At 65.5% G+C, this 24,963-nt stretch carries 29 protein-coding genes and 1 pseudogene; 12 read left to right on the top strand and 18 right to left on the bottom strand.

The window, feature by feature from the left end; translation table 11 throughout:
* The first annotated feature begins 13 nt into the window (after nt 1-13).
* Nucleotides 14-178 carry a hypothetical protein gene (locus A3E1_RS49185; RefSeq protein WP_020522184.1) on the top strand — a complete coding sequence of 55 codons (165 nt, stop codon included), beginning with the start codon at nt 14-16 and terminating at the stop codon, nt 176-178.
* Here A3E1_RS49185 and A3E1_RS47980 read toward each other — a convergent pair.
* Entirely contained in the window at nt 171-1,325 is a 1,155-nt protein-coding gene (locus A3E1_RS47980; protein ID WP_020522183.1) for an NADH:flavin oxidoreductase, read from the bottom strand. The genes A3E1_RS49185 and A3E1_RS47980 overlap by 8 nt on opposite strands.
* A 54-nt stretch (nt 1,326-1,379) precedes the next feature.
* Between A3E1_RS47980 and A3E1_RS47730 the strand changes: the two genes are divergently transcribed.
* From A3E1_RS47730 to A3E1_RS0117935, 3 genes are read left to right on the top strand one after another with little or no spacing between them, the layout of a single operon-like run.
* A complete protein-coding gene (locus A3E1_RS47730; protein WP_169454420.1) occupies nt 1,380-2,060 on the top strand; it encodes a hypothetical protein in 681 nt (226 codons plus the stop codon).
* A 27-nt stretch (nt 2,061-2,087) separates the two neighbouring features.
* Complete coding sequence (locus tag A3E1_RS0117940; protein WP_020522181.1) at nt 2,088-3,026, top strand: asparaginase; 939 nt, start codon at nt 2,088-2,090, stop codon at nt 3,024-3,026.
* Entirely contained in the window at nt 3,023-3,550 is a 528-nt protein-coding gene (locus tag A3E1_RS0117935) for a DinB family protein (protein ID WP_020522180.1), read from the top strand. Before A3E1_RS0117940 ends, A3E1_RS0117935 begins: the two co-directional genes overlap by 4 nt.
* Here the strand turns inward: A3E1_RS0117935 and A3E1_RS0117930 are convergent.
* Both A3E1_RS0117930 and A3E1_RS0117925 read right to left on the bottom strand, forming a co-directional pair.
* Nucleotides 3,547-3,972 carry a DUF1801 domain-containing protein gene (locus tag A3E1_RS0117930; protein ID WP_020522179.1) on the bottom strand — a complete coding sequence of 142 codons (426 nt, stop codon included), beginning with the start codon at nt 3,970-3,972 and terminating at the stop codon, nt 3,547-3,549. The two genes, A3E1_RS0117935 and A3E1_RS0117930, sit on opposite strands and share 4 nt — an antisense overlap.
* A gap of 13 nt (nt 3,973-3,985) precedes the next feature.
* Nucleotides 3,986-4,285, bottom strand: a complete 300-nt coding sequence (locus A3E1_RS0117925) for a TFIIB-type zinc ribbon-containing protein (protein WP_026208549.1) — start codon at nt 4,283-4,285, stop codon at nt 3,986-3,988.
* A 44-nt stretch (nt 4,286-4,329) separates the two neighbouring features.
* Here A3E1_RS0117925 and A3E1_RS0117920 point away from each other — a divergent pair, with 44 nt between their 5' ends.
* Nucleotides 4,330-4,893 carry a histidine phosphatase family protein gene (locus tag A3E1_RS0117920; protein ID WP_020522177.1) on the top strand — a complete coding sequence of 188 codons (564 nt, stop codon included), beginning with the start codon at nt 4,330-4,332 and terminating at the stop codon, nt 4,891-4,893.
* Here A3E1_RS0117920 and A3E1_RS0117915 read toward each other — a convergent pair.
* Nucleotides 4,873-5,328 carry an Lrp/AsnC family transcriptional regulator gene (locus A3E1_RS0117915; RefSeq protein WP_020522176.1) on the bottom strand — a complete coding sequence of 152 codons (456 nt, stop codon included), beginning with the start codon at nt 5,326-5,328 and terminating at the stop codon, nt 4,873-4,875. The two genes, A3E1_RS0117920 and A3E1_RS0117915, sit on opposite strands and share 21 nt — an antisense overlap.
* Before the next feature lie 5 nt (nt 5,329-5,333).
* Nucleotides 5,334-6,371: a zinc-dependent alcohol dehydrogenase family protein gene (locus A3E1_RS0117910; protein ID WP_020522175.1), complete on the bottom strand. Its 1,038-nt coding sequence runs from the start codon at nt 6,369-6,371 to the stop codon at nt 5,334-5,336.
* A gap of 76 nt (nt 6,372-6,447) precedes the next feature.
* Between A3E1_RS0117910 and A3E1_RS45680 the strand changes: the two genes are divergently transcribed.
* Both A3E1_RS45680 and A3E1_RS0117900 read left to right on the top strand, forming a co-directional pair.
* Nucleotides 6,448-7,341 carry a SigE family RNA polymerase sigma factor gene (locus A3E1_RS45680; protein ID WP_063825137.1) on the top strand — a complete coding sequence of 298 codons (894 nt, stop codon included), beginning with the start codon at nt 6,448-6,450 and terminating at the stop codon, nt 7,339-7,341.
* Nucleotides 7,342-7,373: 32 nt separating this feature from the next.
* A complete protein-coding gene (locus A3E1_RS0117900) occupies nt 7,374-7,700 on the top strand; it encodes a hypothetical protein (protein ID WP_020522174.1) in 327 nt (108 codons plus the stop codon).
* Here the strand turns inward: A3E1_RS0117900 and A3E1_RS44865 are convergent.
* Together A3E1_RS44865 and A3E1_RS0117890 are read right to left on the bottom strand one after the other, a co-directional pair.
* The gene (locus A3E1_RS44865; protein WP_020522173.1) at nt 7,697-8,446 is read right to left on the bottom strand and encodes a GNAT family N-acetyltransferase; all 750 of its coding nucleotides are present in this window, start codon (nt 8,444-8,446) and stop codon (nt 7,697-7,699) included. The genes A3E1_RS0117900 and A3E1_RS44865 overlap by 4 nt on opposite strands.
* Before the next feature lie 19 nt (nt 8,447-8,465).
* Nucleotides 8,466-9,011 carry a DoxX family membrane protein gene (locus A3E1_RS0117890; RefSeq protein ID WP_020522172.1) on the bottom strand — a complete coding sequence of 182 codons (546 nt, stop codon included), beginning with the start codon at nt 9,009-9,011 and terminating at the stop codon, nt 8,466-8,468.
* Between the two features lie 270 nt (nt 9,012-9,281).
* Between A3E1_RS0117890 and A3E1_RS0117885 the strand changes: the two genes are divergently transcribed.
* A complete protein-coding gene (locus A3E1_RS0117885) occupies nt 9,282-10,466 on the top strand; it encodes a PucR family transcriptional regulator (protein ID WP_157631585.1) in 1,185 nt (394 codons plus the stop codon).
* Here A3E1_RS0117885 and A3E1_RS0117880 read toward each other — a convergent pair.
* A complete protein-coding gene (locus A3E1_RS0117880; protein WP_020522170.1) occupies nt 10,463-11,611 on the bottom strand; it encodes an acyl-CoA dehydrogenase family protein in 1,149 nt (382 codons plus the stop codon). The genes A3E1_RS0117885 and A3E1_RS0117880 overlap by 4 nt on opposite strands.
* 42 nt (nt 11,612-11,653) lie before the next feature.
* Here A3E1_RS0117880 and A3E1_RS0117875 point away from each other — a divergent pair, with 42 nt between their 5' ends.
* Nucleotides 11,654-12,571, top strand: a complete 918-nt coding sequence (locus A3E1_RS0117875) for a 5'-3' exonuclease (protein WP_020522169.1) — start codon at nt 11,654-11,656, stop codon at nt 12,569-12,571.
* A 245-nt stretch (nt 12,572-12,816) separates the two neighbouring features.
* Here the strand turns inward: A3E1_RS0117875 and A3E1_RS48450 are convergent.
* Nucleotides 12,817-13,233 (bottom strand): annotated as a pseudogene (locus A3E1_RS48450) (MHYT domain-containing protein); the annotation flags it as partial.
* A 150-nt stretch (nt 13,234-13,383) separates the two neighbouring features.
* Nucleotides 13,384-16,077 (bottom strand): DEAD/DEAH box helicase, encoded by a 2,694-nt coding sequence (locus A3E1_RS0117865; RefSeq protein ID WP_020522166.1) that lies wholly within the window; start codon nt 16,075-16,077, stop codon nt 13,384-13,386.
* Nucleotides 16,078-16,205: 128 nt separating this feature from the next.
* Between A3E1_RS0117865 and A3E1_RS0117860 the strand changes: the two genes are divergently transcribed.
* Complete coding sequence (locus A3E1_RS0117860) at nt 16,206-16,919, top strand: HAD family hydrolase (protein WP_020522165.1); 714 nt, start codon at nt 16,206-16,208, stop codon at nt 16,917-16,919.
* Here the strand turns inward: A3E1_RS0117860 and A3E1_RS0117855 are convergent.
* The 3 genes from A3E1_RS0117855 to tatA form a co-directional block, all read right to left on the bottom strand.
* Nucleotides 16,902-17,774 (bottom strand): diacylglycerol kinase, encoded by an 873-nt coding sequence (locus A3E1_RS0117855; protein WP_020522164.1) that lies wholly within the window; start codon nt 17,772-17,774, stop codon nt 16,902-16,904. The two genes, A3E1_RS0117860 and A3E1_RS0117855, sit on opposite strands and share 18 nt — an antisense overlap.
* 77 nt (nt 17,775-17,851) lie before the next feature.
* Complete coding sequence (gene tatC, locus A3E1_RS0117850; RefSeq protein ID WP_020522163.1) at nt 17,852-18,700, bottom strand: twin-arginine translocase subunit TatC; 849 nt, start codon at nt 18,698-18,700, stop codon at nt 17,852-17,854.
* An 85-nt stretch (nt 18,701-18,785) separates the two neighbouring features.
* Nucleotides 18,786-19,037, bottom strand: a complete 252-nt coding sequence (gene tatA / locus A3E1_RS40810; protein WP_020522162.1) for a Sec-independent protein translocase subunit TatA — start codon at nt 19,035-19,037, stop codon at nt 18,786-18,788.
* A 262-nt stretch (nt 19,038-19,299) separates the two neighbouring features.
* Here tatA and A3E1_RS0117840 point away from each other — a divergent pair, with 262 nt between their 5' ends.
* On the top strand, nt 19,300-19,965 hold the full coding sequence (locus A3E1_RS0117840; RefSeq protein ID WP_020522161.1) for a hypothetical protein: 666 nt from the start codon (nt 19,300-19,302) through the stop codon (nt 19,963-19,965).
* Between the two features lie 42 nt (nt 19,966-20,007).
* Here the strand turns inward: A3E1_RS0117840 and A3E1_RS0117835 are convergent, their stop codons facing one another.
* The 3 genes from A3E1_RS0117835 to A3E1_RS40805 all read right to left on the bottom strand — a co-directional run bounded on the left by A3E1_RS0117835 (nt 20,008) and on the right by A3E1_RS40805 (nt 22,269).
* Entirely contained in the window at nt 20,008-20,265 is a 258-nt protein-coding gene (locus A3E1_RS0117835) for a hypothetical protein (RefSeq protein WP_020522160.1), read from the bottom strand.
* A 61-nt stretch (nt 20,266-20,326) separates the two neighbouring features.
* Nucleotides 20,327-21,271, bottom strand: coding sequence for a helix-turn-helix transcriptional regulator (locus A3E1_RS0117830; RefSeq protein ID WP_020522159.1), 945 nt, complete (start codon nt 21,269-21,271; stop codon nt 20,327-20,329).
* Nucleotides 21,268-22,269, bottom strand: coding sequence for a helix-turn-helix transcriptional regulator (locus tag A3E1_RS40805; RefSeq protein ID WP_051105060.1), 1,002 nt, complete (start codon nt 22,267-22,269; stop codon nt 21,268-21,270). The genes A3E1_RS0117830 and A3E1_RS40805 overlap by 4 nt, the downstream gene beginning before the upstream one ends.
* A 71-nt stretch (nt 22,270-22,340) precedes the next feature.
* Here A3E1_RS40805 and A3E1_RS0117820 point away from each other — a divergent pair, with 71 nt between their 5' ends.
* Nucleotides 22,341-23,408, top strand: a complete 1,068-nt coding sequence (locus tag A3E1_RS0117820) for a DUF3866 family protein (RefSeq protein ID WP_020522157.1) — start codon at nt 22,341-22,343, stop codon at nt 23,406-23,408.
* On the opposite strand, the gene A3E1_RS40800 is transcribed toward A3E1_RS0117820, so the two are convergent.
* Nucleotides 23,382-23,585 (bottom strand): hypothetical protein, encoded by a 204-nt coding sequence (locus tag A3E1_RS40800; RefSeq protein WP_020522156.1) that lies wholly within the window; start codon nt 23,583-23,585, stop codon nt 23,382-23,384. The two genes, A3E1_RS0117820 and A3E1_RS40800, sit on opposite strands and share 27 nt — an antisense overlap.
* 10 nt (nt 23,586-23,595) lie before the next feature.
* A complete protein-coding gene (gene pafA, locus A3E1_RS0117810; RefSeq protein WP_020522155.1) occupies nt 23,596-24,954 on the bottom strand; it encodes a Pup--protein ligase in 1,359 nt (452 codons plus the stop codon).
* Nucleotides 24,955-24,963 lie beyond the last annotated feature (9 nt).

Below are 24,963 nucleotides of genomic sequence, written 5' to 3'. Positions count from 1 at the left end.
GGCGACGATCACCGTGCCGACCGGCATCTGGCGCGGAACCAGCGACGCCAACGTTTCCGCGGAACAATCCGACTATCTGCTCGCGCACATTGCCTCGGCGCAAGGACACGTATACAGCGGCGGGCATCTGCCGGGCGCTGAGGTGTATAGCGAGATATACGACTGGCTCTCTAAGTAGTGATGACGCAGCGAGTGCGGGTGTAAATCGTTGGCATGCAACGGTTACATCGGATGCATTGGGACCGCACCGACCGGTCAGCCTGGATGCGGTTGGGCAGATCGGGCTCCATGAGCAAGGCCCGGCCGAGCGCGACGAAGTCAAACCCGTTGCGGCGCGCCGTTTCCATGTCGTCCCACCCGGACACTCCACCGAGCAGGATCAGCGGAAGCTTAAGCGCGGCCCGGAATTCAAGTGCCTTGTCGAGCAGATACAAGTCCCGGTAGGGATATTCGCGCAGGAACCGTGACCCGGCAAGGCGAATGCCCCACCGCAGCGGCGCCGCAAACGTTGCCGCGAACTCCTTGACCGGTGCGCCGCCGCGGAACAAATACATCGGGTTCTGCAGCGAACTTCCCGCGGTCAGTTGCAGCGCGTCGAGGGTTCCATCAGCTTCCAGCAAACGAGCAACTGCCAAACTTTCCGTTGGTACTAAACCAGCACGCACCCCATCGGTCATGTTGAACTTGGCGGTCACCGCCAGCCGGCCGCCCACGGCGCTATAAACCGCTGCGGCGACCTCGCGGGCGAACCGTGCACGGTTGTCTAAGGTGCCCCCAAACGGATCGCGACGGCGGTTGAGCTGTGGGCTCAGGAAAGCACTGAGCAGATAGCCATGACCCATGTGGATTTCGACAGCGTCAAAGCCGGCTTCTTCGGCGAGCAAAGCGGCTGTCGCGTGCGCCCGCACGATCCGGTCAATGTCCAATGCCGACACTCGCCGGGTCATGCCGGGCCCGAGGGGGTTGATGCGCCAGCCCGGCCCTAGCGATGGCAATCCGTTCGACGCAGGGTTAGCGACCGGGCCAGCGTGCCCGATCTGGGCCGAGATCGCTGCCCCTTCCGCGTGAACGGCTTCGGCTAGCCGTTTGAGCCCGGGCACCGCTTCGGGCCGCATCCAGATCTGCCGGCGGTCGGTCCGTCCCTCGGGCGACACAGCGCAGTAGGCGACCGTCGTCATGCCGACCCCACCGGCGGCCATGGACCGGTGAAACGCGATCAGATCGTCGGTCACTAGCGCCTCGGGCGTGCGCCCCTCGAACGTCGCCGACTTGATCAGCCTGTTGCGCAGCGTCAGCGGGCCCAGCCGGGCAGGTTCAAAGACCATCCCCAGAGTGTTGGGGTCAGCGGGAACGTGCGCAAGGGCCTTACCTTCATAGGCGTGATTGTCATCGAGGAAGTCCCCACGGCTGCCAAACGCCTGACCGCGGGCGATTACGTGCGCGTTGGCCTGGCGGTGCTCTGGGTCGTGTGGGCAGCACTGGCCTGGTGGTCCGCCCCGCGCGAGACAACGGCCGAGCAGTTCGACGCGGACTTCGCCGCAGGCCGCATCGCCTCGTATCAGACGACGGACGCGTGGGACAGGCCAGCACCGTGGGCCGCACCGGCGCGAGCATGGTGGAATCCGGACGGTCCACTGCTCGCGTGGACCAACGACAACGGGCAGACCTTCTACACCTGGCCCCATCAGCCCGTGCACGCGGTAGCCCAGGAACTCGGATTCGCCGATATTTCGCACCGCTCGGGCACCAGCCCACTGGCGCAGACAGCCTCGGTGCTGGGTCTAGCCCTGATTATCGCGGGGCTGCTGGTCCTCCTGGGCGGACGTGACCCCAGAAGAGGAACGCGCTGGTTCTGGTTCTGGATCGGGCAGATACCGCTCGGGCTCGGTTACCTCGCGTGGCTGTGGTTCGAGCGGCCCGCTATGGCTGTGCGGCCCGAAACCCAACGGCGCAGCGGATTGCTGGGCTTTGGCGTCCTTCTAGTGTCCGGCTTCGCGGTTACAGCCTTAGTGATCGGCGCGCGCCACGTCTTCGGCTCGTGGCTCGTCCCCGGGCTTTGATGCGCTGAACGGCTACTATCGGCGGGCATGGGGCGGGTGGTGTTGTTCACGCTGGGTGGAACGATCGCGATGGCGGCCGCGACCGACCCGGTGAATCCACAGTTGTCCGGCAAAGACTTGGTGGCACAGATCCCCGGCGCGCCCGAGGTGCTGATCCGTGACATCGCCGCCAAGCCGGCGGGCTGGCTGAGCTTCGATGAGATCGCGTTGCTGGCTAAGGAGATCCGTCAGTCCAATGCCGACGGTTACGTGGTGTCGATGGGCACGGACACGCTAGAGGAAGTCGCGTTCCTGCTTGATTTGTGGCACGACGGTGACAAGCCGGTCGTGGTGACCGGTGCTATGCGCCATCCTCAGCTCGCGGGGCCGGACGGGCCGGCGAATCTCCTTGCCGCGCTTCAGGTCGCGGGGAGCCCGGCGGCAGCCGGGCGTGGAGTGTTAGCCGTGCTCAACGACGAAATCCACGCGGCCCGCTGGGTGCGCAAGGGGCACACGTCCAGTCCCGCCGCGTTCAGTTCGCCGGGCGCGGGACCGGTTGGTGTGATGGCCGAAGGGGTGCCGTTGTTCCACAGTGGACCGTCGCGGCGTCAGCACGTGAACTTGCCCGTGCGCGAGGCGAAGGTCGGGCTGATCGTGGCAACGCTTTCCAGTGATGGGGGCGAACTTACGGCGTACCAGATGGATGGTTTGGTGGTTGCGGGGTTTGGGGTGGGCCATGTGCCCAAGAGCTGGATCGACCCGCTGACCGAGCTGAGCCAGCGGATGCCGGTCGTGCTGGCCAGCCGCACGGGAGCCGGGCCGGTCCTCAATGCCACCTACGCGTTTCCGGGTTCGGAATCTGACCTGCGCGAGCGCGGGCTGATCGGCGCCGGGCAGCTCGACCCGTTCAAGGCCCGTGTGATGTTGTGGGCCCTGCTGGCGGCCGGCGCGACGAGCGAGACCATAGCCGCTACGTTTACCGGATGACCTGGATCGCCCCTGAAGTAGAACGCACCCAAACGCTCAAAGTCGCCGGTGAGCGCGACGCGCTGGAAAGCTGGCTGCACCACCACCGCGACACCCTGCTGACGAAATGTGCCGGCCTGACCGCCGAGCAGCTGAAAACGGCCAGCGTCGAACCGTCAAACCTCACCCTGCTGGGCCTCGTGCGTCACATGGCGGAGGTTGAGCGCTGGTGGTTTCGCATCCGGTTCGGCGCGCAAGACCTGCCCACGCTGTATTGCCCGCCGGAGAGCCCGGACGGCGACTTCGACGATGTCGCGGAAGCGGACGCTGAGAAGGACTTCGCGGTCTTCCGCGAGGAGGTCAAGCTGGCCGACGCGGCGGCGGCCGGACGCGATCTGGACGAAACGTTCCGGTACATCCGCCGTGGCGAAGAGATCGAGATCGACCTGCGCTGGGTTTACATCCACATGATCGAGGAATACGCCCGGCACAACGGGCACGCTGACTTGATCCGTGAGCGCGTTGACGGTATCACCGGCGCCTAGGGTGTGATGGTCTTCCCGTTGAACTCCTGGAAACCTTCGTCCACCAGTTCCCGGAGCACGCCGGTGTCCACATCGGACAGTCGCTTGATGTAGAGACATCCCTTGCCGGTGCTGTGTTTGCCGAGCCGGCTCAGCCGCTCCTGATTGTCGTCGAACCCTTCGGGCAGGTAGACGGTCAGCGCCTGCTTGCGCGGCGAGAACGCGGCCGCGGGCCAGTCACCAGTGCGGCCGCTGGCGTATTTGTAGGTGTACTGCCCGAACCCGACGATGCTCGAGCCCCACATGGCCGGCTCAGCGCCGGTAATTTCCTGCATAAGGGTGCAGACCGCTTCCGCGTCCGCTCGGCGGTCTGCACGCTCCACAAGCGACAGGAACTCCTTGACTGACGCAGTCGTCTTCTGTGTCTTTGGTTCTGCTGCCATAAAGACAGGCTAATCAGTCGAAGAGTTCTTCGAGGAAATGCTTGTGCTTCTTTTTGTACTTGTTCCCGCCGTAGCTGTAGCTGTCGTAGTGACCTTGCTGTCCGTGTGACTGCGGCGGATAGGGCTGGTGCGGCTGCTGATGCTGCTGTTGTGGCTGCCCGCCATGGAAGGCCTGCTCCGCTTGCGTCAAGCGCTCCAGCTCGCCACGGTCCAGGAAGATCCCGCGGCACTCTGTGCACTGCTCAAGGGTGATGCCACTGCGCTCGTAAGAACGCATCGCGCCATGGCACTTGGGGCATGTCATTTGCTGCATAAGTCTGACCGTAGCGCATGATCGCAACCCGTAGCATGAGCGTTATGCGGGAGATCGTCCTAGTCAGGCACGGCCAGACCGAGTGGAGCGCCTCCGGGCGGCACACCTCATTTACCGACCTCGACCTGACGCCTGAGGGCGAAAGGCAGGCCGCTCGCGTAGGCACCGCGCTGGCCGGCCGGGCGTTCGCCGCCCTGTTGTCGAGCCCGCTGCGGCGGGCCACGCACACCGCACAGCTAGCCGGACTGGACGTCACGGCGACGGATGATGATCTGCTGGAGTGGCACTACGGCGCCTACGAGGGCCGCACGACCGCCGAGATCAGGCAGGAACGGCCAGGCTGGACGGTCTGGAACGGCGACTGCCCCGGCGGCGAGACGGCCGAGCAAGTTGGCATGCGCGCCGACCGGGTGCTCGACCGCGTGCGGACCATGCTGCCCTCAGGCGACGTCGCCTTGATCGCCCACGCGCACATCCTGCGAGTGCTGACCGCCCGCTGGCTCGGGCTGCCGCCCGCTAGTGGTGCGTTGTTCCGCCTCGAAACCGCCACCGTGAACGTGCTGGGCTTCGAACGTGAAACCCCGGTCCTACTCCAGTGGAACGGCTAGTCCCGGCGGGCGGTGTTCGAAGGGCGTGGACAACACCACCGTCGTACGTGTCGTGACGTGTGCCTTGGTGCGGATCTCGGCCAGCACACGCTCCAAATCGGACGGTGAGGCCACGCGCACGAGCAAGATGTAGAAGTCCTCGCCAGCCACCGAGTAGCACGACTCGATCTCGGTGAGGTGGGCCAGGCGTTCCGGCGCGTCATCGGGCGCAGCCGGGTCATGTGGGCGGATCGCCACGAAGGCGGTCAACGGCAAGCCGATGGCTTCGTAGTCGACCTTCGCGGCGTACCCGCTGATCACCCCACGCTGCTCAAGACGGCGAACACGCTGGTGGACCGCGGAAACCGACAGTCCCACCTTGTTGGCCAGGTCCGTATAGGACATACGCCCATCGGCTGCCAGCTCGGCGATAATCGCCTGGTCGGTTTCCTCCACGGCACTCAAGGTAGCACCAGCACTTTCAGCGCGGTCCGCTCATCCATCGCCGCATAGCCTTGCGGCACGCCGTCTAGACCGACGCGCATGTCGAACACCGGTGACGGGTCAAGCCTGCCAGCGAGCACGTCGCTGAGGAGTTCCGGTAGATAAGCACGGGCCGGGGCGACCCCGCCCGTGAGCGCGACGTTGCGGTTGAACATCTGCCGGATGTCGACGCCCCTGGATCCACTGTGCGGCACACCGACGAACCCGACCGCACCACCATCGCGGGCGATCGAAATCGCGGTGCGCATCGATTGCTCCGTGCCGACCGCTTCGATGACGGCATGCGCACCTTCGCCATTCGTCATGTCACGAACCGCGTCGACCGCGTCCTGTCCCCGCTCGGGCACGACATCGGTCGCCCCGAACCGGCGGGCGATCGCTGTTCTCGCCTCGTGCCTGCCGAGCGAGATAATGCGTTCGGCGCCAAGCCTTTTCGCCGCGAGCACGCCGCACAGGCCGACCGCTCCGTCGCCGACGACCGCGACGGTGCTGCCTTTGCGTACGCCCGAGGTCACGGCCGCGTGGTGCCCGGTGCACATAACGTCAGACAGGGCAAGGATTTTCACCATCGTGTCATCGTCCAAACCGGACGGAAGCTTCACCAAAGTGCCGTCGGCATAAGGCACCCGCACGAACTGCCCCTGACCGCCATCAGATCCCGGCTCGCCCCAAAACCCGCCGTTGACACAGCTCGTCTGCAGGTTTTCCATGCAGTACACACATGTGCCGTCCGACCACACGAAAGGTGCCACCACCGGATCGCCCGGCTTGAGCGTGGTGACCTCACTGCCGGTTTCCACGACGACCGCCGTGAACTCGTGCCCGATGCGCTGGCCGGCCGTGCGTGCCGCGACACCTTGATAGGCCCACAGATCGCTGCCACAAATGCACGCGTGAGTCACCTTGACCAGGGCATCGGTGGGTTCCCGCAGCTCAGGGTCGGGTACTGTCTCGATGCGGATATCCCTGGGGGCATGAATGACCGCGGCTCGCATGTGATCATCCTAGCCGCAGGCAACCCGGCCGCCGCCCTCACTAGTAGTACCGGCCATGACAGTTAGGACCCCGCCGGTGAGTGACACTTTCGCCGAGTTCGTCAGCATGCGTTCCCCACACCTGTTGCGTACGGCGTATTTGCTTACACACGACTGGGCCACCGCCGAAGTCCTTCTGCAGAGCAGCCTCATCCGGGCGTGGAGCGCCTGGAACCGCATCGACGGCGATCCCGAGCCATATGTTCGCCGGATCATGGTCAACACCTACTCGTCATGGTGGCGCCGCAAGTGGCGGGCTGAACAACCGCACGCTGAACTACCCGAGCACACGGGTGAGGATCCCTTCCGGACCGTCGACGCACGCGACGAAGTCTGGCGTGCGCTGGACAGGCTTCCCCGCCGCCAGCGGGCAGTGCTTGTCTTGCGCTACTTCGAGGACCTGCCCGAGGCCGAAATCGCCGACGTGCTCGGGGTCAAGCCCGGCACGGTCAAAAGCCAGGCCGCCAAGGCATTGGCGAAGCTGCGCGGCGTTCCGGGCCTATTTCCAGAAACCCCCGGCCTCGATCACCTGCGGCTTGCGCAAGTGCGGCAGCGCATCAGCAAACGCCGCACGCGACGCATCGTGGCGGCCGCCGGGGCCGTGCTCCTTTTCCTCAGTGGGTACGCCTTGAGCACAGCCGCGAGCGGCAAAAACCCCCCGGATCCGGGCAGACCGTCACCGTCGCCATCGGTTTCTGCGCGCCCCGAGTTCGATAACGGCCGCCGCACGGTCGCCACTGGCCTTTCCGCTCCCGGTGGTGCGCTGACCGTCACGCTGACCTGGACACCGGTCAAAGACAGCCACACCATCACCGTGAACTGCCGCGCCGGCGACCTGGGCGTCACGGGTGGCCGCGCCGCAACGCGGGTCAACGGCAATCCTTCGCCGAGTACCCGTTCCCCAGCAGGCCGGCGGCTCTTAAGACGCTGATCCCGTTCGCCGCGTGTGAGGGCACGTCGCTAGTGGTGGCCACTAGCGATCCGGCCGACCCCACGAAGCCAATCACCGCCACGGTTTCCGGCGCTAAGCGCGTGCTCGCCATTTACGAGATGACGACGCCGGGAATTCTCGAGGCACGCAGCGGTGATCAGATCCTGTCCACACACCATGAGTGGGACTACAAGGCTGGGCGAGTGCATTCCGTGATTGACAACGTGACCGCGCCAATCACGTTCGTGCCCAAGCAGGCCGGCGGCCCATGGCAGGTCGCCCTCGTTATCTCGCCTGACGGCGGCTACTGCCTGCTGGACGAGAACGGGAACCCAGGAGGGTTTCACCGCAACGGTTAAGCCAGAGCGAGTGTGAGATGCCATTCCTTGCCGTGGGCGGTGAACCCGGCTCGCCGCAGGATCGGAGCGGAGGTGCCCACGCGTGCTTTGACGAGGGCGAGTTCGCTGTTCTGGGCGACCGCTTCGGTCAGCCGGGCGTCCAATAGCGCCCGGTAGATCCCCTTGCCGCGGAACGCTTCCAGGACGCCGCCGCCCCACAGCAGACCGACCGGGCCCTCTTGGGTGAGCCCGGCAGAGCCAACTGCCTGCCCGCCGGCATAGGCCAGATAGCGCATCACGCTCGGGTCGGTGCGCAGCCTTTCGGCGTCAGCTCGCTGAAAATCCTTTGTCGGATAAGGCGACCCAAAGGCCGCACCGTCCACTTTGTACACATCAGCCAACAGCAGCGGATCGTCCACCCGGCGTACCTCGATCCCCTGCGGAACGGCAAGGTCGGGCACGCCGCCGGTGAGGTCCAGGGCGCTCACGTCCAGCTCGTTGTCGACCGTCGCGCCGCGCTCGCGCAGCTGCGAGGCCAGCGATGCCGGTCGGGTGTGTTCGTGGACGGAAAAAGTTAGCGTGCGGGCGCCGGACTGACGGGCCAGGCGGACCGCCTCGTCAACGTCGCCGTCCTGGAAACGCAGGACCGAACCTTTGCCCTGCGGTGTCACGACCACCGTTAACTCGACCGTTTCCACCCGCACCGCGTCATACGGAACCCACGTCCACCGCGCCGACCGCTCCAGCACCTTTGCTGACGTCCACATGTGGCAGCACTGTAGCTACTCAGCCTGGCAAATGCCGTCCCGCTTTCGCCGCTCTCACCGCTAGGCGCGCTTCCCGCCGGGCCGTGCGTGCGGTGCGGTTGATCGCCCGGCGCTGATGATCGAGCAGGTGCGCGGCACGCCACCGCAGGCCGGGCTGGCCTTCGGTGTCCGCCGCGGCGAGCAGCAGACCGCCGAGCAGGCCGAGATTCTTGAGGAAGTGGACTTGCTGCTGATAGCGGGCGGCTTCGTCTTCGTATTCCCAGAAGGGGTGACCGGCGATGGTGGTCGGCACCAGGGAGGCCGCCAGGACCGCCGCCGCGGGACGCGACAGCAGACCGGTCGCCAGGAGGAATCCGCAGCCAAGCTGAACGGCACCGTTGATGCGCACCAACGTCTTGGGGTCGGTCGGCAGGCGCTCGTCGGCCTTTTCGAGTAGGGGGGCGACCCGGTCGGTGACCCGTTTCGCTTGCGGGACAAGTCTTTCGGGGAAGGCCAAGGCCCGGGCGCCACTGGCCAGGAAGATTCCGCTGAGCAGGGCCCGGGCTACGGCACGTACAGGCTTCATGTGTCCCTGCGTACCCCGTGTGGGGGCCGGATAACCGGATAGCGCTTTTTATGCCGCGGGGCCGGGGGACCCCGCGGGCATTTTGGGGGACGTGCGCTTGCTCTTCACGCTATGGCTCGAGCGTGCCTGGGAGCTATTACCCAACCGGGAAGACCTGAGTTTCGTGGTTGCCCATAGGGACAAGCCAGGCGTGGCCAGCCATACAAATGGTCATTTTTTGCGCCTATGCGGTTGAATCGGGCAGAGGGTACTAGCCGGTAACGTCCTGGCGTGGAGGAGGACGCAAAGATGCCCACTCTCGGCTCGATCATGGAACACGTCCACGACCACCGGCTCGCCATCGCCAATAGCATCCAAAGCGAAATCACGAAGAACCTGCCCAGCTACGGGCAGCTGCCGGAAGCCATCCAGCGAGAACTATTCGAAGAGCTCAACTACTGCGTCGGCGCGTGCCTCAAGCACGCGATCGCCGGAGAACCGATCGCGGACGCGGAGCTGAGCCTTTACCGCGCTCAGGGCTTTCGCCGTGGCGAGCTCGGCATTCCGTTCCAGGACATGATCGCCGCGTTCCACCTATCGTCCGTCGCCGTGCACAGGCTTTTCTGGCAGATCGCCAACCCGGACAACTACCGCGAGATATACGCGATCCAGGAATGGACCGCGCGCGAGACGCCATCGGTGATCGACGCGCTCGTTGACGGTTACCTGTCCGCGTGCCGGCAAAACGGCAGCGAGCAGCCGGGGCGCCGCTTGCTCATCGAACTGCTCCTGGACGGCCGTTGCGCGAGCGAAGCCGCCCGCTCACTCGACATCACACTCGCCGCGAGCTATCTGGTGCTCAAATGCCACCTCGGACCGGTGGCACTGCAACCGCAACAGCGGCGCGAAATCGTGGCCGCGTTCCACCGCGTCAGCGGGACCCTGATGCGCTGGGACCTCGACGGCATCACGGCTTTGCTTCCGTCCGAAAACGACGGTGCCTCCGAGGTAGCCGACAGCCTGGTCAAAGTTGTCAGCCAGCTCAGCGGCGTGCCCGTGCGCGCGGCTCAGGCTTTTCGCGGTGCGATCGGGGGCATCCCCGACGCGATCGCTGAAGCCGAACAGGTGCTGGGGTTGCTGGCCTTCGTGCCAGGGCCGGCGGATCGGGCGTACCGGCTCGATGAACTGCTCATCGAATACGCCATCTCGCAGAACACCGACGTCGTCAAACGTTTGGCCGACCAGCTCGCCCCGCTAGACAGCGGCACCGAGCTGGCCTCCACGCTGGAAACGCTTTACTCCTGCGATCTCGACCGGGAACGAGCCGCACAGCAATTACATATTCACCGCCGCACGCTGACGTATCGCATCAACCGGATCCGTCAGCTGTGCGGCATCGACCCCGGCACCGCGCACGGCATCGCTTTGCTGCGCGCGGCACTGACCGCCAAACGGATGATGGCCCCCGCGACCTAGCCCTTGGCCAGGGAGCGGGCGATGACCAGGCGCTGGATCTGGTTGGTGCCCTCGACGATCTGCAGCACCTTCGCCTCGCGGAAGTAGCGCTCGACCGGGTGGTCAGCGACATAACCCGCGCCGCCGAGCACCTGAACCATGTCGGTGGTGACCTTCATAGCCATGTCGGTGGCGAACAGCTTCGCCTTGGCGGCCTCGATCGAGTAGGGCCGGCCGAGGTCGCGAAGCCTTGCGGCGTAAAGGGTTAGGGCCCGTGCCGCGGCGATCTGGGTCGCGGCGTCGGACAGCATGAACGACAGCCCCTGGAAGTCGATGATCGGCTTGCCGAATTGGGTGCGCTCACGGGCGTACCCAGTGGCGTAGTCGAGCGCGCCCTGAGCGAGGCCGACCGCGCACGCGGCGATGCCGAGGCGCCCGGAATCCAAGGCGCCCATAGCGATCCGGAACCCTTCGCCTTCCTGCCCGATCAGGCGGTCGGCGGTCACCGGGGCGTTGTCGAAGGCGATCTGCGCCACCGGTGAGGACTTGAGCCCCATCGTGCGCTCGCGAGCCTGCGGGTTCAGGCCGGGTGTCCCGGCTTCGGCCAGCAGGCAGGAAATGCCGCTCGCGCCAGGGCCCGAGGTGCGGCAGAAGACGTTGTAGAAGTCGGCCACCCCGCCGTGGGTGATCCACGCCTTGGTGCCGTTGATCAGGTACTGGCCGTCGGTCAGCGCCGCTTTCGTGGTCAGGTTGGCCGCGTCGGAGCCACCGGCCGGTTCGGACAAACAGTAGGCACCGAGAAGTTCACCGCCGAGCATGCTGGGCAGCCAGCGCTCTTTCTGCTCCGCCGTGCCGTGGTAGTAAAGCGGGTAGCACGCCAGCGTGTGCACGCTGATCGCCTCGGCGACCGCGGCCCACCGGGTGGCCAGCACCTCAAGCACCTGCAGGTAGACCTCATAAGGCTGGGCGGCCCCACCGAATTCTTCGGCGTAGGGCAACCCGAGCAGGCCGGAGCGGCCCAGGGTGCGGATGATCTCGCGCGGGAACTCGCCACGTGCCTCGAAATCATCGACCTTCGGGGCAAGCTCCTTCTCAGCGAGTTCTTCGGCAAGTTCAAGCAGTTCATGTGCTTCGGGGGTGGGAAGCAACCGGACGATGCTGGCCATGTCCATCAGCTTAACGTTCGTTAGGGCAATTACGCTGTCGGGGTGAAGCCGCTATTGCTCATAGACGCGCCGAGTCTGTATTTCCGGGCCTTCCATGGCATTCCAGAGAAGGCCGCACAGACAGCCGCCGGTGAGCCGGTCAACGCGGTCCGTGGATTCCTGGACATGCTGGCCACCCTCATCCGCACCCGGCACCCCAACCGCGTCGTGTGCGCGATGGACTTCGACTGGCGCCCAGCGTGGCGGGTGAAGCTGATTCCCAGCTACAAGACGCACCGCCTGGCCCCTAACGGTGGCGAAGAAGTGCCTGACAACCTCACCCCGCAGATCCCCGTGATCCTGGAAATCCTTGGCGCCATTGGCATCGCTGCGGTTGGCCACGACGGCTACGAAGCTGATGACGTCCTGGGCACGCTGGCCAAGCGTGGTCCGGCTCCGGTCGAGGTGGCCTCGGGTGACCGCGACTTGTTCCAGCTCGTCGACAAGACCACGACGCTGCTCTACTGCGGACGTGGCGTGGCCAAACTCGAAGTGTGTGATGAGCCTGCCGTGCTCGCGAAATACGGCGTACCGGCCTCTGGTTACGCTGACTTTGCCGCGCTGCGGGGCGACCCCAGTGACGGCCTGCCCGGCGTGCCCGGGGTCGGCGAGAAGACGGCCGCGAGGCTCATCTCCACGTATGGCAGCCTCGACGCCATTGTCGAAGCGGTTGCCGACCCCAGTGCCGACTTCGCCCCTGGCCTGCGGACGAAACTCGCGGCCGCGGCGGACTATCTGGCGGTGGCCCCTCAGGTCGTGCGCGTCGCCTTGGACGTGCCCGTGCCTTCGCTCAAGGACTCCTTGCCACCCGCGCCAAACGACCCGGATGAGTTGTTCAAGCTGGCGGAGCGCTGGAACGTGGCCGGACCCTGCCGGCGGCTCGTCGACGCGTTGGTCGAGGCCGTGGCGGCGGCCCGCTGAGCGGCGATCTTGTCGAGGTAGGCGCGGGCTTCGAAGTCCTCTTCGCGCGGGGCGGCACCGATCGCGAAGACCAGTCCGCCCATGACGATGAGCACTCCCATGCCGATCGGCACCATCAGTGACAAGGCGGTCGCGCCCCGGGATTCCAGACTCGGCTCGCCTAGCGTGACCGACATCGATGCCATGCCGGTGAAGTGCATGCCGCACACGGCGACACCCATCACCAACGCGGCGAAGAAGATGGCCAGCGGGCGCTGCAGCGTCACCGTGAACCACAACGCGACGGTCGCGGCGACCACGGCGATGATGACCGAGGCCACCACGAGGCTGGTGTCGTAGTGCACGACGCCGTCTAGGCGCATGGCGCCCATGCCGGTGTAGTGCATGATGGCGACCCCGACGCCGGCGAAGATGCCGCCAAGCACGATGCGCACCGCACTGCGCTTGCCGAATCCGGCGATGAACAAACCAATGCCCACGACCACGATCGCCAGCACCGCGCTAGCCGCCGTTAACAAGACGTCATAGCGGATCGACGCCCCCGAGACGGTGAAGCCGAGCATGGCCATGAAGTGCATCGACCAGATACCGGTTCCCCCGATTGCCCAAGCGGCGAGCAGCAGCCACCAGGCTCGCTGCCCCTTAGTCCGTGCGGTCCGCACCCGGGCGGTGCAGATCAGGCCAAGCAGTGATCCAAGGACAGAAAGGACATACGCAATCCCTGGTGTCACAAGGCCATACGTGAAGTGATGCACATCTGCCACGGGGGCATGATGGCGGATTCAACAATGTTAAAGCAAACCAACTGCCTGTTAACTAACCGAACTGTAAGCAAGGACTCCCCGGTTGATGGAATCCATAGCCGCACGGGCAGTGTCTTTAAGGTCCGGCGACGCTCCGGGCGCCTCAGCGATCTGGCCTAGCAGGTCAATGACCTGTCGCGCCCACCTGACGAAGTCGCCGGCGGGCATGTCGCCGTCAAGCTGATGCCCGCTCGCGAGCACCTTGGCCAACGGTTCGCCCTTGGACCACCGGTAAATGGGCCACACGAACCCCAGATCGGGCTCCCGGGTCTGTGAGAGCCCCAGGCGCCGCTCGTCACTGGCCAGCGCCGTGTAGGTCCGCCACGTCCCGTCTATAGCCGTGGCAACGGCACCTCGCGGCACCGAGGCCTGCTCGTCTGACTCACGCCGGGCCTCATACAGCACCACAGACGCGGCAGCGGCCAGCTCGTGCGGCATCAGGCCTTCCCAGACCCCGGTACGCAAGCATTCGGCCACCAGCAGATCGGCTTCCGTCCACAGCCGGGCCAGCATCCGTCCCGGATCGGTCACGGTCCCGTCCTCACGCAGATAACCGCGCTCGGTCAGCAGCGTGCAGATGCGGTCGAACGTGCGTGACAGCGAATTGGTACGCGTGGAAACCTTGTCCCGCAACGCTTCTGTGTCTTTGGTTAGCCGCTGGCGGCGCTCGGCCCAGCGGGCGTGCTCCTCACGTTCCGGGCAGGCGTGGCACGGGTGCATCCGCAACGCCTTGCGCAGTGACGCCAGCTCTTTGTCCTCGCCAGCCGTTGACTTTTGACGGCGCTTGCCTGGTGCGCGCTGGTCTTCGACGTGGCGCAGGGTGGCCGCCAGGTCCCGGCGTTCCTGTGGTGCCCGCTGATTGAAATGGCGCGGCACCCGCACCCGGCCCAAGGCCAGCACCGGCGAGGTGAACTCGGCGGCCGAAATCCTTCCCGCCCAACGGTCTTCGGTCAGCACGACCGGCCGTGGCTCGCCAAAGGCACCGGCACCCGGGTCGAGGATGACCGCGAGCCCGGCCCGCCGGCCACCCGGAATCCGGATCACATCACCGATTTTGAGCTGTTCCAAGGAGCTGTTCACCTCGGCGCGGCGGGCTTGCTGACTGACGCGCTGCAGGGCCTTCTCCCGTTCGCCGATCTTCACTCGGATCGCGAAGTATTCGTCGAAGTCGCCCTGCTCACACTCCATTTCGGTCTCGTAGAGCCGCAACGTCTCGTTGTTGCGCTGGACCTGGCGGGCCAGACCGACGACGGAACGGTCAGCCTGGAACTGCGCGAACGACGACTCCAGCAGCTCACGAGCGGCCGCAGCGCCAACAGAGCCAACAAGATTGACCGCCATGTTGTACGACGGGCGGAAGCTCGAGCGCAGCGGATAGGTGCGCGTGGATGCCAAGCCGGCCACGTGCCGTGGGTCGATTTCCGGGCTCCAGATGACGACCGCGTGACCTTCCACGTCGATACCGCGCCGCCCGGCACGTCCCGTCAGCTGCGTGTACTCCCCCGGCGTCAAGTCGACGTGGGCTTCGCCATTGAACTTGACCAGCCGCTCCAGCACGACACTGCGCGCCGGCATGTTGATGCCCAGGGCAAGCGTCTCGGTCGCGAAGACCGCCTTAACAAGTCCGTTAACAAAAAGTTCTTCAACGACTTCTTTGAACGCCGGCAGCATCCCGGCGTGGTGCGCGGCCAGACCACGCTCGAGCCCGTCGAGCCAGTCCCAATAGCCCAAAGCCGCCAGGTCCTCACCTGGGATGTGGCCGACCTTGCGCTCGACGATGTGGCGGATCTCAGCCCGCTCATCCGGTGAGGTGAGCCGCAGCCCGGCTTGCAGGCACTGCTGCACGGCCGCGTCACAGCCCGCCCGGCTGAAGATGAACTGGATCGCCGGCAGCAGCCCTTCGGCGTCAAGGCGCTCGATGACGTCTGGCCGCAGCGGCCCGCCCTGACGGCGGCGCCCTGCGCCCTTCTTCATCGTGCTCAGCTCGGCCCGGCGCGCGACCTCACGCGTGTGGCGCAGCAGCTCCGGATGCACCTCGTGGGCTTTGGCCGCGTCGGCGTCGTGGAACAGGTCGAACATGCGCTTGCCGACCATCATGTGCTGCCACAACGGCACCGGGCGGTGTTCGCTGACAATGACTTCGGTCTTTCCGCGCACGGTCACGAGCCAGTCGGCGAATTCCTCCGCATTGGACACTGTCGCCGAAAGCGACACCAGCGTCACCGTCGCGGGCAGGTGGATGATGACCTCTTCCCAGACCGCGCCGCGGAACCGGTCGGCCAGGTAGTGCACCTCGTCCATGACCACATAGGACAGCCCGTCCAACGTGGACGACCCGGCGTAGAGCATATTGCGCAGCACTTCAGTGGTCATAACGACGACCGGGGCATCGCCGTTGATCGAATTGTCGCCGGTCAGCAGGCCCACTTTGGCCGCGCCGTAGCGCTGAATCAGATCGTGAAACTTCTGGTTGGACAGTGCCTTGATCGGTGTGGTGTAGAAGCATTTGCGGCCCTGGCTTAGCGCCAGGTGAACCGCGAACTCCCCCACGACCGTCTTGCCCGCTCCGGTGGGGGCACAGACCAGCACCCCACTGCCCCTTTCCAGGGCGGCGCAGGCGGTTTGCTGGAACGGGTCGAGCTCAAAGCTCAAGGCCCCGGCGAATTCGGTGAGCAAAGGTGGCGCTGCCGGTTGCTTGCTCATGCCGAAACTCCAAAAAGAGCGGAGTTTCGGCCTGAGGCACTAATTACCCTGCAATACCGATTCGCTCCGCTCATGCACTCTAGGCTAGGCGACCTTGGCCAGCCGGCGCAGCTCGGTATCCTCTTGGAGTGCCAGACCCGCAGCGTTGGCCGCTAGACGCGGTCCTTTTTGATTTTCATGGCACCCTGGCCATGACGATCGACCCGGTCGCCTGGGTGACCGCAGCGGCTGCTGATTGCGGCGTCACGCTGGACCGGGGCAAGGCGACCGTGCTCGCCGACCGTCTCGCCACCGCGGGCGGCCTGCCCGGTGTGGACAAACCGGCGCGCATTCCCCCGCCATTGGCCGAATCCTGGGCCAACCGCGACCTCTACGAAGACGCGCACCGGCACGCGTTTACCGGTCTGGCGGCCACTGTGCCGTGCGATATCCCGGGTTTGGCGTCGGCGATTTACGAGCGTGTGCTCAAAGCCGATGGCTGGCAGGTTTATCCGGATGCCTTGCCGACGCTGACGGCTCTTTACGCCGCAGGAGTGAAAATCGGCATTGTCAGCAACATTGGCTTCGACATCAGGCCCCTGCTCGATGAGTGGGGGCTTTCGCCGTTGTGCGACGCCATCGTGCTGTCTTACGAGACCGGCTACATCAAGCCGGACGCGAAGATTTTCCTCAAGGCGTGCGCCGCGCTCAAGGCCGATCCGGCCCAGACCATGATGGTCGGTGACACTCAGGCTGACGCTGGCGCTATCGACGCGGGCTGCACGGCACTTATCGTGTCGCGAGCACCGGCCGGTCAGCCCAACGGCCTCAGCCGCGTCTATCACCTAGCCAAACAGCGTTAGCGCGCCCGGCACGGCGGTCACTTTCACCGGCAGCGGCGCGATCCTTTCGCCGTCGGCGTAGCAAACGATCCCGGGCGCGTCGATGCTGATTTCGCGGGCTTGCCGCTGGTGCACTTTTTCGTGCAGGACATGGGTTCCGGCGTACACCTGGGGTTTGATCCGGATGAGCTTCGCCCGCGAGACCGGTTCGGCCCACACGAGATCGAGCTTGCCGTCTTGCGGGTCGGCCTGCGGGCAGATGCGCATGCCACCGCCGTACTGGGCGATGTTGCCGACCGCGAAAAGAACCGCCTCAAGGCTTTCGGGCTTGCCGTCGATGACGAGCTGGTAGCGGCGTGGCTTGAGCCGGGCCAGCTCGACAAGGATCGCCAGGTCGTAGCGGCGCGGGCCCTTCGGCCACCGCATCGCGTTGCCGCGCTCGTTGACGATCGCGTCGAAACCGGCCGCCAGCACGCCACCGAACCAGCGCGCCGCACCGTCCGCCGTGGACAGCCGGGCTAAGTCGATGGCCTTCGTTTGTTTTCTGGCAACGACTTTGGCCGCCTCAGCCGGATCGGCGGGCAGACCGAAACACTGGGCCATGTCGTTGCCGGTGCCCACGGGCACGATGCCAAGCGGAGTGCTGGTGCCGCCAACGGCTTGCAAGGCCACGTGCACAGTGCCATCACCGCCCAGGGCCACGAGAGCGTCCGCACCGCCGGCGACAGCAGCTTTCGCCACCTCAAGGGCTTCTTCGCGGGTACGCGGTGAGAGAACCTCAACCGGCCCTGCTTCCTGGAGCACAGCCAGGGCCGCCTGCGCCTTGGCTCGATGCCGTCCCCGGCCGGCCTGAGGGTTCGTTAACACCGCGATCACGGAAAGTGAGTCTGACCGCCGGTTACCGGCCGGTCAAGAGAGCGAGTGGCCTGCCGCTCGCGCGGCAGGCCACTGGCTTATGTCATTTCGTCGTAGCGGCGCTCAAGCGGCGCTATCGAACTCGGTGGCGCTCCTGCCTCCACCGGCTCCGGCGCGAAGTCATCAATCGATGACGTCTCGTCGTCGGATAGCCCTTCGTAAATCTCCTTGCCGCGCCCGACCCGCTTGTCATTGATCATGGCCACACCGACCGTGATGAAGAACAGCAGGCTCAGGCTCGCCGCGAAGATGCTCATCGTGAACGGCCCCGGGTCCGGCGTCGTCACCGCGGCGAAAACGGTCGCCGCGAACACCGCGACGCGCCAGCCCTTGAGCATCTTGCGTCCCGTGAGCACCCCGGTGAAATTGAGCATCAGCAGGATCAGCGGGAACTCGAATGACACTCCAAATAGGAGCATCACACCGGTCATGAACGAGGTATAGCCCTCGACTTCCAGAATCGTGACACCAGCAAGACCTTGGGCCATAAGGAACTCAAGACCGTTGGCGGCCATAACGAAGCCGAGCGTGACACCGATCGCGAACAGTGGTGCGGCGATGGCGGTGAAGATGTAGGCCCACTTGCGCTCGTGCCGGTGCAGGCCCGGCGCGATGAACGCCCACAGCTGGTAGAGCCAGATCGGTGCGGCAACGATCAGAGCTAGCCAAAGAGTGATCTTCAGCCGCAGAATCAGGCCGCTGCCCGGGTTCATCTGCAGGAAGTCGTCAGGCAGCCCGTGCTTCGCCATGAGTTCGACGTAGGGCACTTTCAGCTGTTCGAATGCCCACTTGGACAGAAACCAGCCGGCGATCATGCCCGCCACAATGCCCAGCGAGGCTTTGAACAAGCGGTTACGCAGCTCGCGGATGTGCTCCATGAGCGTCATGGAGCCATCCGCGGCTCGCTGGAAATCGGAGGACCCTCGCCGACGTGCCAGGGGGTTCTTCACGTCAGTCTCCGGGCTCTGTGGGTTACTTGATGGGGTCGACCTTGGGCGCGGCCGACGGCTGGCTGTCACCCAGCGGCTGCTGCGAGGTCACCTGGGCGTCGGCCTTCTCGGCAACGTTTTCCTTGCCGTCCTCGGCCAGGCCCTTGGTTTCGGCCTTGAGAATGCGCATCGAACGGCCCAGGGAACGAGCCGCGTCGGGCAGCTTCTTCGCGCCGAACAGCAGCACCAGCACCGCCACCACGAGGATGATGTGCCATGGCTTCAAAGCACCCATTTTTTGCTCCATTTAGTTCAAGAGGGGTGATCAGTACTTATGGTACGCGCCTGCCTCGGGCGTCTTCGGTTTCGAGTGTTCCTGCTCACCCGGCGAGGGTCAACGAGGCACGGCTCAGGGTGCAGTTTTCTGCACGGCCCTTCGTTACGCAGAGTTGACAAAGGCGCGCAAGTAAGGCAATGCTTGCCAACGGCCGCCTGGCGCGTTCCCCTTTTCCCTGTGCGCGGCGGCCCGCCCCTCACGGAAAGGAACACCTCCTCGCATGATGGAGCAGGCAGCGCCCAACAGCCATCTCACCAATCACCGCAGGTTGCCCGTGCTCGACGAGACCGGCTTTGTGCAGCTGCGTGACTACGAAGGTGAACTGAACCCGGCTGAGTGGGAGTCGATGGAATACGTCGACTGGAAGAGCGGTGGCGACACCAACTTCGCCCCGATCGCTTCGGCCCTGGGCGCCATGGAATGCGCTGGCTTCTGGGACCACGGCAAGTCTGACAAAGACGGTGTGTGGACCGAGAACGCCGAGATCTGCCCGACCCTGGTCAAGTGGGCCGAGAACATTGGCGCCCGCTACGGCCGCGTTCGCGTGATCAAGCTGGAGCCCAGCACCTCCTACGAATACGCCGTGTCGTGCCTGCACCAGGACGACAACAACCGGCTCAACCCGGAAAGCGAGCCGTGGGTGGTTCGTGCCTGGCTGAACCTCACCGACGACACCGACAGCTACATGATCGTTCGCGAAGGCAAGGACGATGCCGCTTCCGAGAGGCACATCCCGCTTCGCAAGGGTGCCCAGTTCGTGGTCGACACGCAGCGCCTGTGGCACGCGGTCTACCACAAGGGCGACAAGCCCCGTTACGCGCTGATCGTCAGCTTCGAAAGCGGCGACGACCTGCAGAAGTGGATCGACTCGCAGTCGGTCAACTAGACGCTTAGGCGAAACGCCCGGGGACATGCGCCCCGGGCGTTTTCATGCGTTCTGGCCGTGCCGCGAGGTTTTGATCGCCTCCATGCGCTCTTGCAACAGCTCCGCCCGCGTTTGCAGCGAATCGGCGTGTGCCTGGAGTCCTTCGGCCGCAGCCGCGAGATCCTGTGCTTTAGCCAGTCCAGTCTGCAACTTGGCCTGTTCGGCCAGCAGCGGCTGCGTCCGGCGCGCTAACGCACGCAAAGCCAGGGCGAGGTATGCCAAACCCGCGACGATGATGGCGATGACGATCCAGACAACCACGGCTCTAACACTAGGCCGCGCCGCCTCGCCTCGGTGCAACCGGGCCGCGCGGAAGGGTATGTCACGCGTAGTTTGCCAAGGCGGCCAGCGCGCTTTGGCGTACCCCCTCGGCTAAATGATCTGGCTCGACGACCTGCACCCGGGGTCCCAGGCCGAGCACGAAGCGCCTGGCCCAATCCATGTCGTTGACCCGCATGGACACCAGCCATTCGTCGGCGCTCACCTCGGTCACCGACTCACACGGGTAATACTCGGTGATCCAGCGGCTGCCGCGGCTGACCCGAAGCGTGATCAGCTCGGCTTGCGGATCGGGCTGGAACACCCCGTCGGTCAGGTCGTTGCCGGTCACGCCCGCAGGTGGCGCCGCCGGCTCCTCAAGCTCGGTGATGGAGTCGATGCGGTCGGCGCGGAACATGCGCACGCCCTTGGCCGAGCGGCACCAGGCCTCCACATAGGACCGTCCCGACACCGACAGCAGCCGCATTGGGTCGATGATCCGTTCGCTGGTCACATCACGGGCAGCCGAGTAGTAGCTGATGCTCAGGGCTTTGCCGCGCTCTAACAGGTCCTGCAAGTTAGCCAGGCGTTCGGTGTCGCCGGGCAGCCGGACCGCGACCGGTGGCGGCTGCTCCAGCCGGGCCGCGTGCTCAATCTTCTGCAGCGCACGCGCGACCGCGTCTCGATCGGTAGTTCCCGCTGTTTCGGCGAGCATCCGCAGCGCCACGACGAGCGCTGTCGCCTCATCCGGCGTGAGCCGCAACGGACGGTCAATGCCGGCGTCATAAGTGACCGTGACACGGTCACCGTCGAACGACATGTCGATGAGGTCGCCGGGGCCGTAACCGGGCAGCCCGCACACCCACAGCAGTTCAAGGTCCTCGCGCAGCTGCTTATCCGACACGCCAAGGTCCGCGGCCGCCTCGGCGAGTTCGATCCCGGGGCGGGCCAGCAGATACGGCACCAGGTTGAGCAGCCTGGCTAACCGGGCGGGCGCGGAAACGGTCACGCGGGCTCCAGCTCATAGGCCGTGCTGCTGAAGGGCACACACGCGATGTCTTCCAAGCGGGCGACGACGGCTTTGCGCACCTCATCGGGGCCGAGCACGGTCACGTCAGCGCCATAGCCAACGAGCCAAGCGGCGAAGCTGTCTGGCTCGGCGTAACGCAGCTCCAGCACATCTCCGTCTGTTGTGGACTGAACCGGCTGAGCGAAGCGGCGCACCCCGGCGGCACGGCCCGGCTTGACGAGCACACGTGCCGTGTTCGGGCGCGCGACGGGGCCGGCGTTGCGGCCGACATAGCCAATCAGGTCAAGGTTTTCCGGCGGCTCGAACGCGTCGGGCTGCCCCTGGGTCTTCACCGAGCCGACGATGCGCGAGAGGCGGAAGCAGCGGGGCGCTTCGCGATCGGTGTCGTGGCCCACGACATACCACTTGCCGCGCCAGCACACGACACCCCACGGCTGCAGGTGCCGGACCGTTGGCTTGTCGTCATCGGGCACGCGGTAGCTGAAGATCACTTCGCAGCGGGCCCGTGCCGCCGCGGTCAGCGGCTCGAACGCCGGGTCGACCGCGATCACCGGCTCGATGCCCAGCGTGGCGTGAGGATCGACTTCGACTCCCCCGGCACGCAGCTTGTTCAAGCCGGACGTCGCGGCAGCGGCCAGCCCAGCGTGGCGCCACAGCCGTGCGGCGACGCCGACAGCGGCCGCCTCGTCGGGCTCCAGCATGATCGCGGGCAGGGCGTAGTCACGAGCGGCGATGCGATAGCCCGGTTCGCTATCGAAAATGCTGGCCGTCCCCGTTTCCAGCGGGACGCCGAGGGCTCGAAGCTCGGCCTTGTCCCGTTCAAACTTGCGCTGAAACGCGTCGTGTTCGCGGACATCCTCTGGATCGTGCTCGTAGCCGGGCACGGTCGCAGCGATTTGCGCCGCGGTTAGGTAACGGCGTGTAGCCAGCAGGCAGATCACCAGATTCACCAGGCGTTCAGTACGACTGCGCGACACAGAGGCCACGCTAGCAGCGCAAGGGCTCAGGTTGGTAATCCGTTTCGCCCGTTAGGGATAGAGTCGAGGTTATGATCCGCTGGCGAGACGGTGTCGTTGACCGCAGGCTGCGCGAATGGCGTGGTGCCGTGGAACTTTCGGTCCTCGTTGGTGACGAGACGGTCCGGGCGCTGGCCTATCCGGATCTCGTCGGCGAACCGGTCTCCGGTGACAGAGTGTTACTAAACACAAACGCTCTGGATCTCAATCTTGGGACCGGCGGGTACGCGATGGTAGTCGCCATCCCCGACCGGCTCCCGCCAGATCACGAATTCCCGGGGCACATCGTCAAGGCTCGCTACAGTCCGATGCAGACGGCCCGGCTTAGCGTGGAGGAGGAAACCTCCCCGGCACGGTCCATCATGGAGCGCGCCTCCCACCTCGGCGGCATGCCCGTGGTCACAGCAGACCTGCACTCGGCCCTGCCCGCCATCCTCGCCGGCATCCTGGCTGACGCTGACGCCTCCGTGGCCTACGTCATGACCGACGGCGCGGCCCTGCCCGCCGGGCTGTCGCGCACCCTCGCCGCGCTCAACGAGCACTTGGCCGGCACCGTCACCACCGGCCAGTCCTGGGGCGGTGACCTGGAAGCCACCACCGTCCACAGTGGACTTCTGGCGGCCAAGCACGTCCTCGGCGCCGACATCGCCATCGTCACTCAAGGACCCGGAAACCTAGGCACCGCAACAACTTGGGGCTTTTCTGGAGTGTCCGTCGGAGAGGCTGTCAACGCGGCGGGCATCCTCGGTGGACGGCCCGTCGGGTCCCTGCGCATCTCCGGCACCGACGCCCGCCCACGCCACCGCGGCGTGTCGCACCACAGCCTCACGGCCTACGGCCAGGTGGCCCTCGTCGCCGCCGACATCGCCGTCCCCGAAGGACTCGACGAGCACGAGCTGGCCGCCTTGGCCCCGCTAGCCGAACGCCACAAGCTCGTCACCGTGCCCACCGCGGGTCTCGACGTCGCGCTGCGCAAGTCACCGGTGCCGCTGTCGACCATGGGCCGTTCGCTTGAGGAAGACTTCATGTACTTCCTCAGCGCGGCCGCCGCCGGGCGGCACGCCGCCTCGCTGCTAGCCCCAGATAATGAACGCGGCTAGCCCAGCCACCAGTGCCACGAGAGCAGCCACAAGGACCCACGTCGGCACGGTGTATTCACCACGCCGGTTCCGCTCGATCTCGGCCCTGATCTTCTCGCGCCGCCGGTCGAGCATGCGCTTACGCAGAGGCACCCGATCACGCGGCAGGATCGGCTCAACCTTGTCCTCATCGGTCACCCAATGAGTCTCACATACTGGCAATGAGCCTTTCGACCCGCTCATCGTGCGCACGGAACGGATCCTTGCAAAGGACAGTCCGCTGCGCCTGGTCATTGAGCTTCAGGTGCACCCAGTCGACCGTGAAGTCGCGCCGCTTCTCCTGCGCGTGCTTGATGAACTCGCCCCGCAAGCGGGCGCGGGTCGTCTGAGGCGGCGTCTCCTTCGCCTCATAGGTGCGCAGGTCGGTCACGACGCGGTCGACCTTGCCGCGCTTTTCCAGCAGCGGGTAAAGACCCCGGCCCCGGCGCAGATCGTGGTAAGCCAAGTCCATCTGTGCCACACGCGGGCTCGACAACGGCAGGTCGTGCTTCTTTTGGTACGCCTCGATCAGCCGCAGCTTCGTCACCCAGTCGATTTCGCGGCCAACGCTGGCCAAATCACCGGTCTCCACCGCTGTCAGCACCCGGCCCCACAGGTCGACCACTCGCTGCGCCGCCGGATCGGCACCCCGGCGGGAGACGAACTCCATCGCCTTCTCGTGGTAGATCCGCTGAATCTCCAGCGCACTGGCCTCTTTGCCGTTGGCCAGACGCACCTTCCGGCGGCCCGTGATGTCATGTGACACCTCACGGATCGCGCGGATCGGGTTCTCCAGCGCCAGGTCAGGCATGGCCACGCCAGTCTCGATCATCCGCAGCACGAGGTCGGCACTGCCCACCTTCAGCAGCGTCGTCACCTCGTTCATGTTCGAGTCGCCCACGATCACGTGCAGACGGCGATAACGCTCAGCGTCGGCGTGCGGCTCATCCCGGGTGTTGATGATCGGGCGGCTGCGCGTCGTCGCGCTCGACACACCCTCCCAGATGTGCTCAGCGCGCTGCGACAGGCAATAGACCGCACCACGTGGCGTCTGCAGCACCTTGCCCGCACCGCAGATCAGCTGGCGCGTCACCAGGAATGGGATCAACACGTCAGCCAGCCGGCCAAACTCGCCGTGGCGGCTCACCAGATAGTTCTCGTGGCAGCCATAGGAGTTACCGGCAGAGTCAGTGTTGTTCTTAAATAGATAAATCTCGCCGGCGATACCCTCATCGTGCAGCCGCCGCTCGGCATCGACTAGCAGGCCTTCAAGGATTCGCTCGCCGGCCCGGTCATGCGCCACCAGGTCCGTTACCGAATCACACTCCGGCGTCGCATACTCCGGGTGCGAACCGACGTCCAGATAAAGGCGCGCCCCGTTGCGTAAGAACACATTGCTGGACCGTCCCCATGAGACAACCCGCCGGAACAGGTAACGCGCCACCTCGTCAGGGGACAGCCGCCGCTGCCCACGGTAAGTACACGTGACGCCATATTCGGTCTCAAGCCCGAAAATTCGCCGGTCCATGCTCAGACC

Origin of the sequence: Catelliglobosispora koreensis DSM 44566 (genome assembly GCF_000379685.1) — a bacterium.
Taxonomy (GTDB): domain Bacteria; phylum Actinomycetota; class Actinomycetes; order Mycobacteriales; family Micromonosporaceae; genus Catelliglobosispora; species Catelliglobosispora koreensis.
The sequence above is the reverse complement of the archived record's forward strand: the minus strand, read 5'-3'. Positions and strand labels throughout refer to the sequence as shown.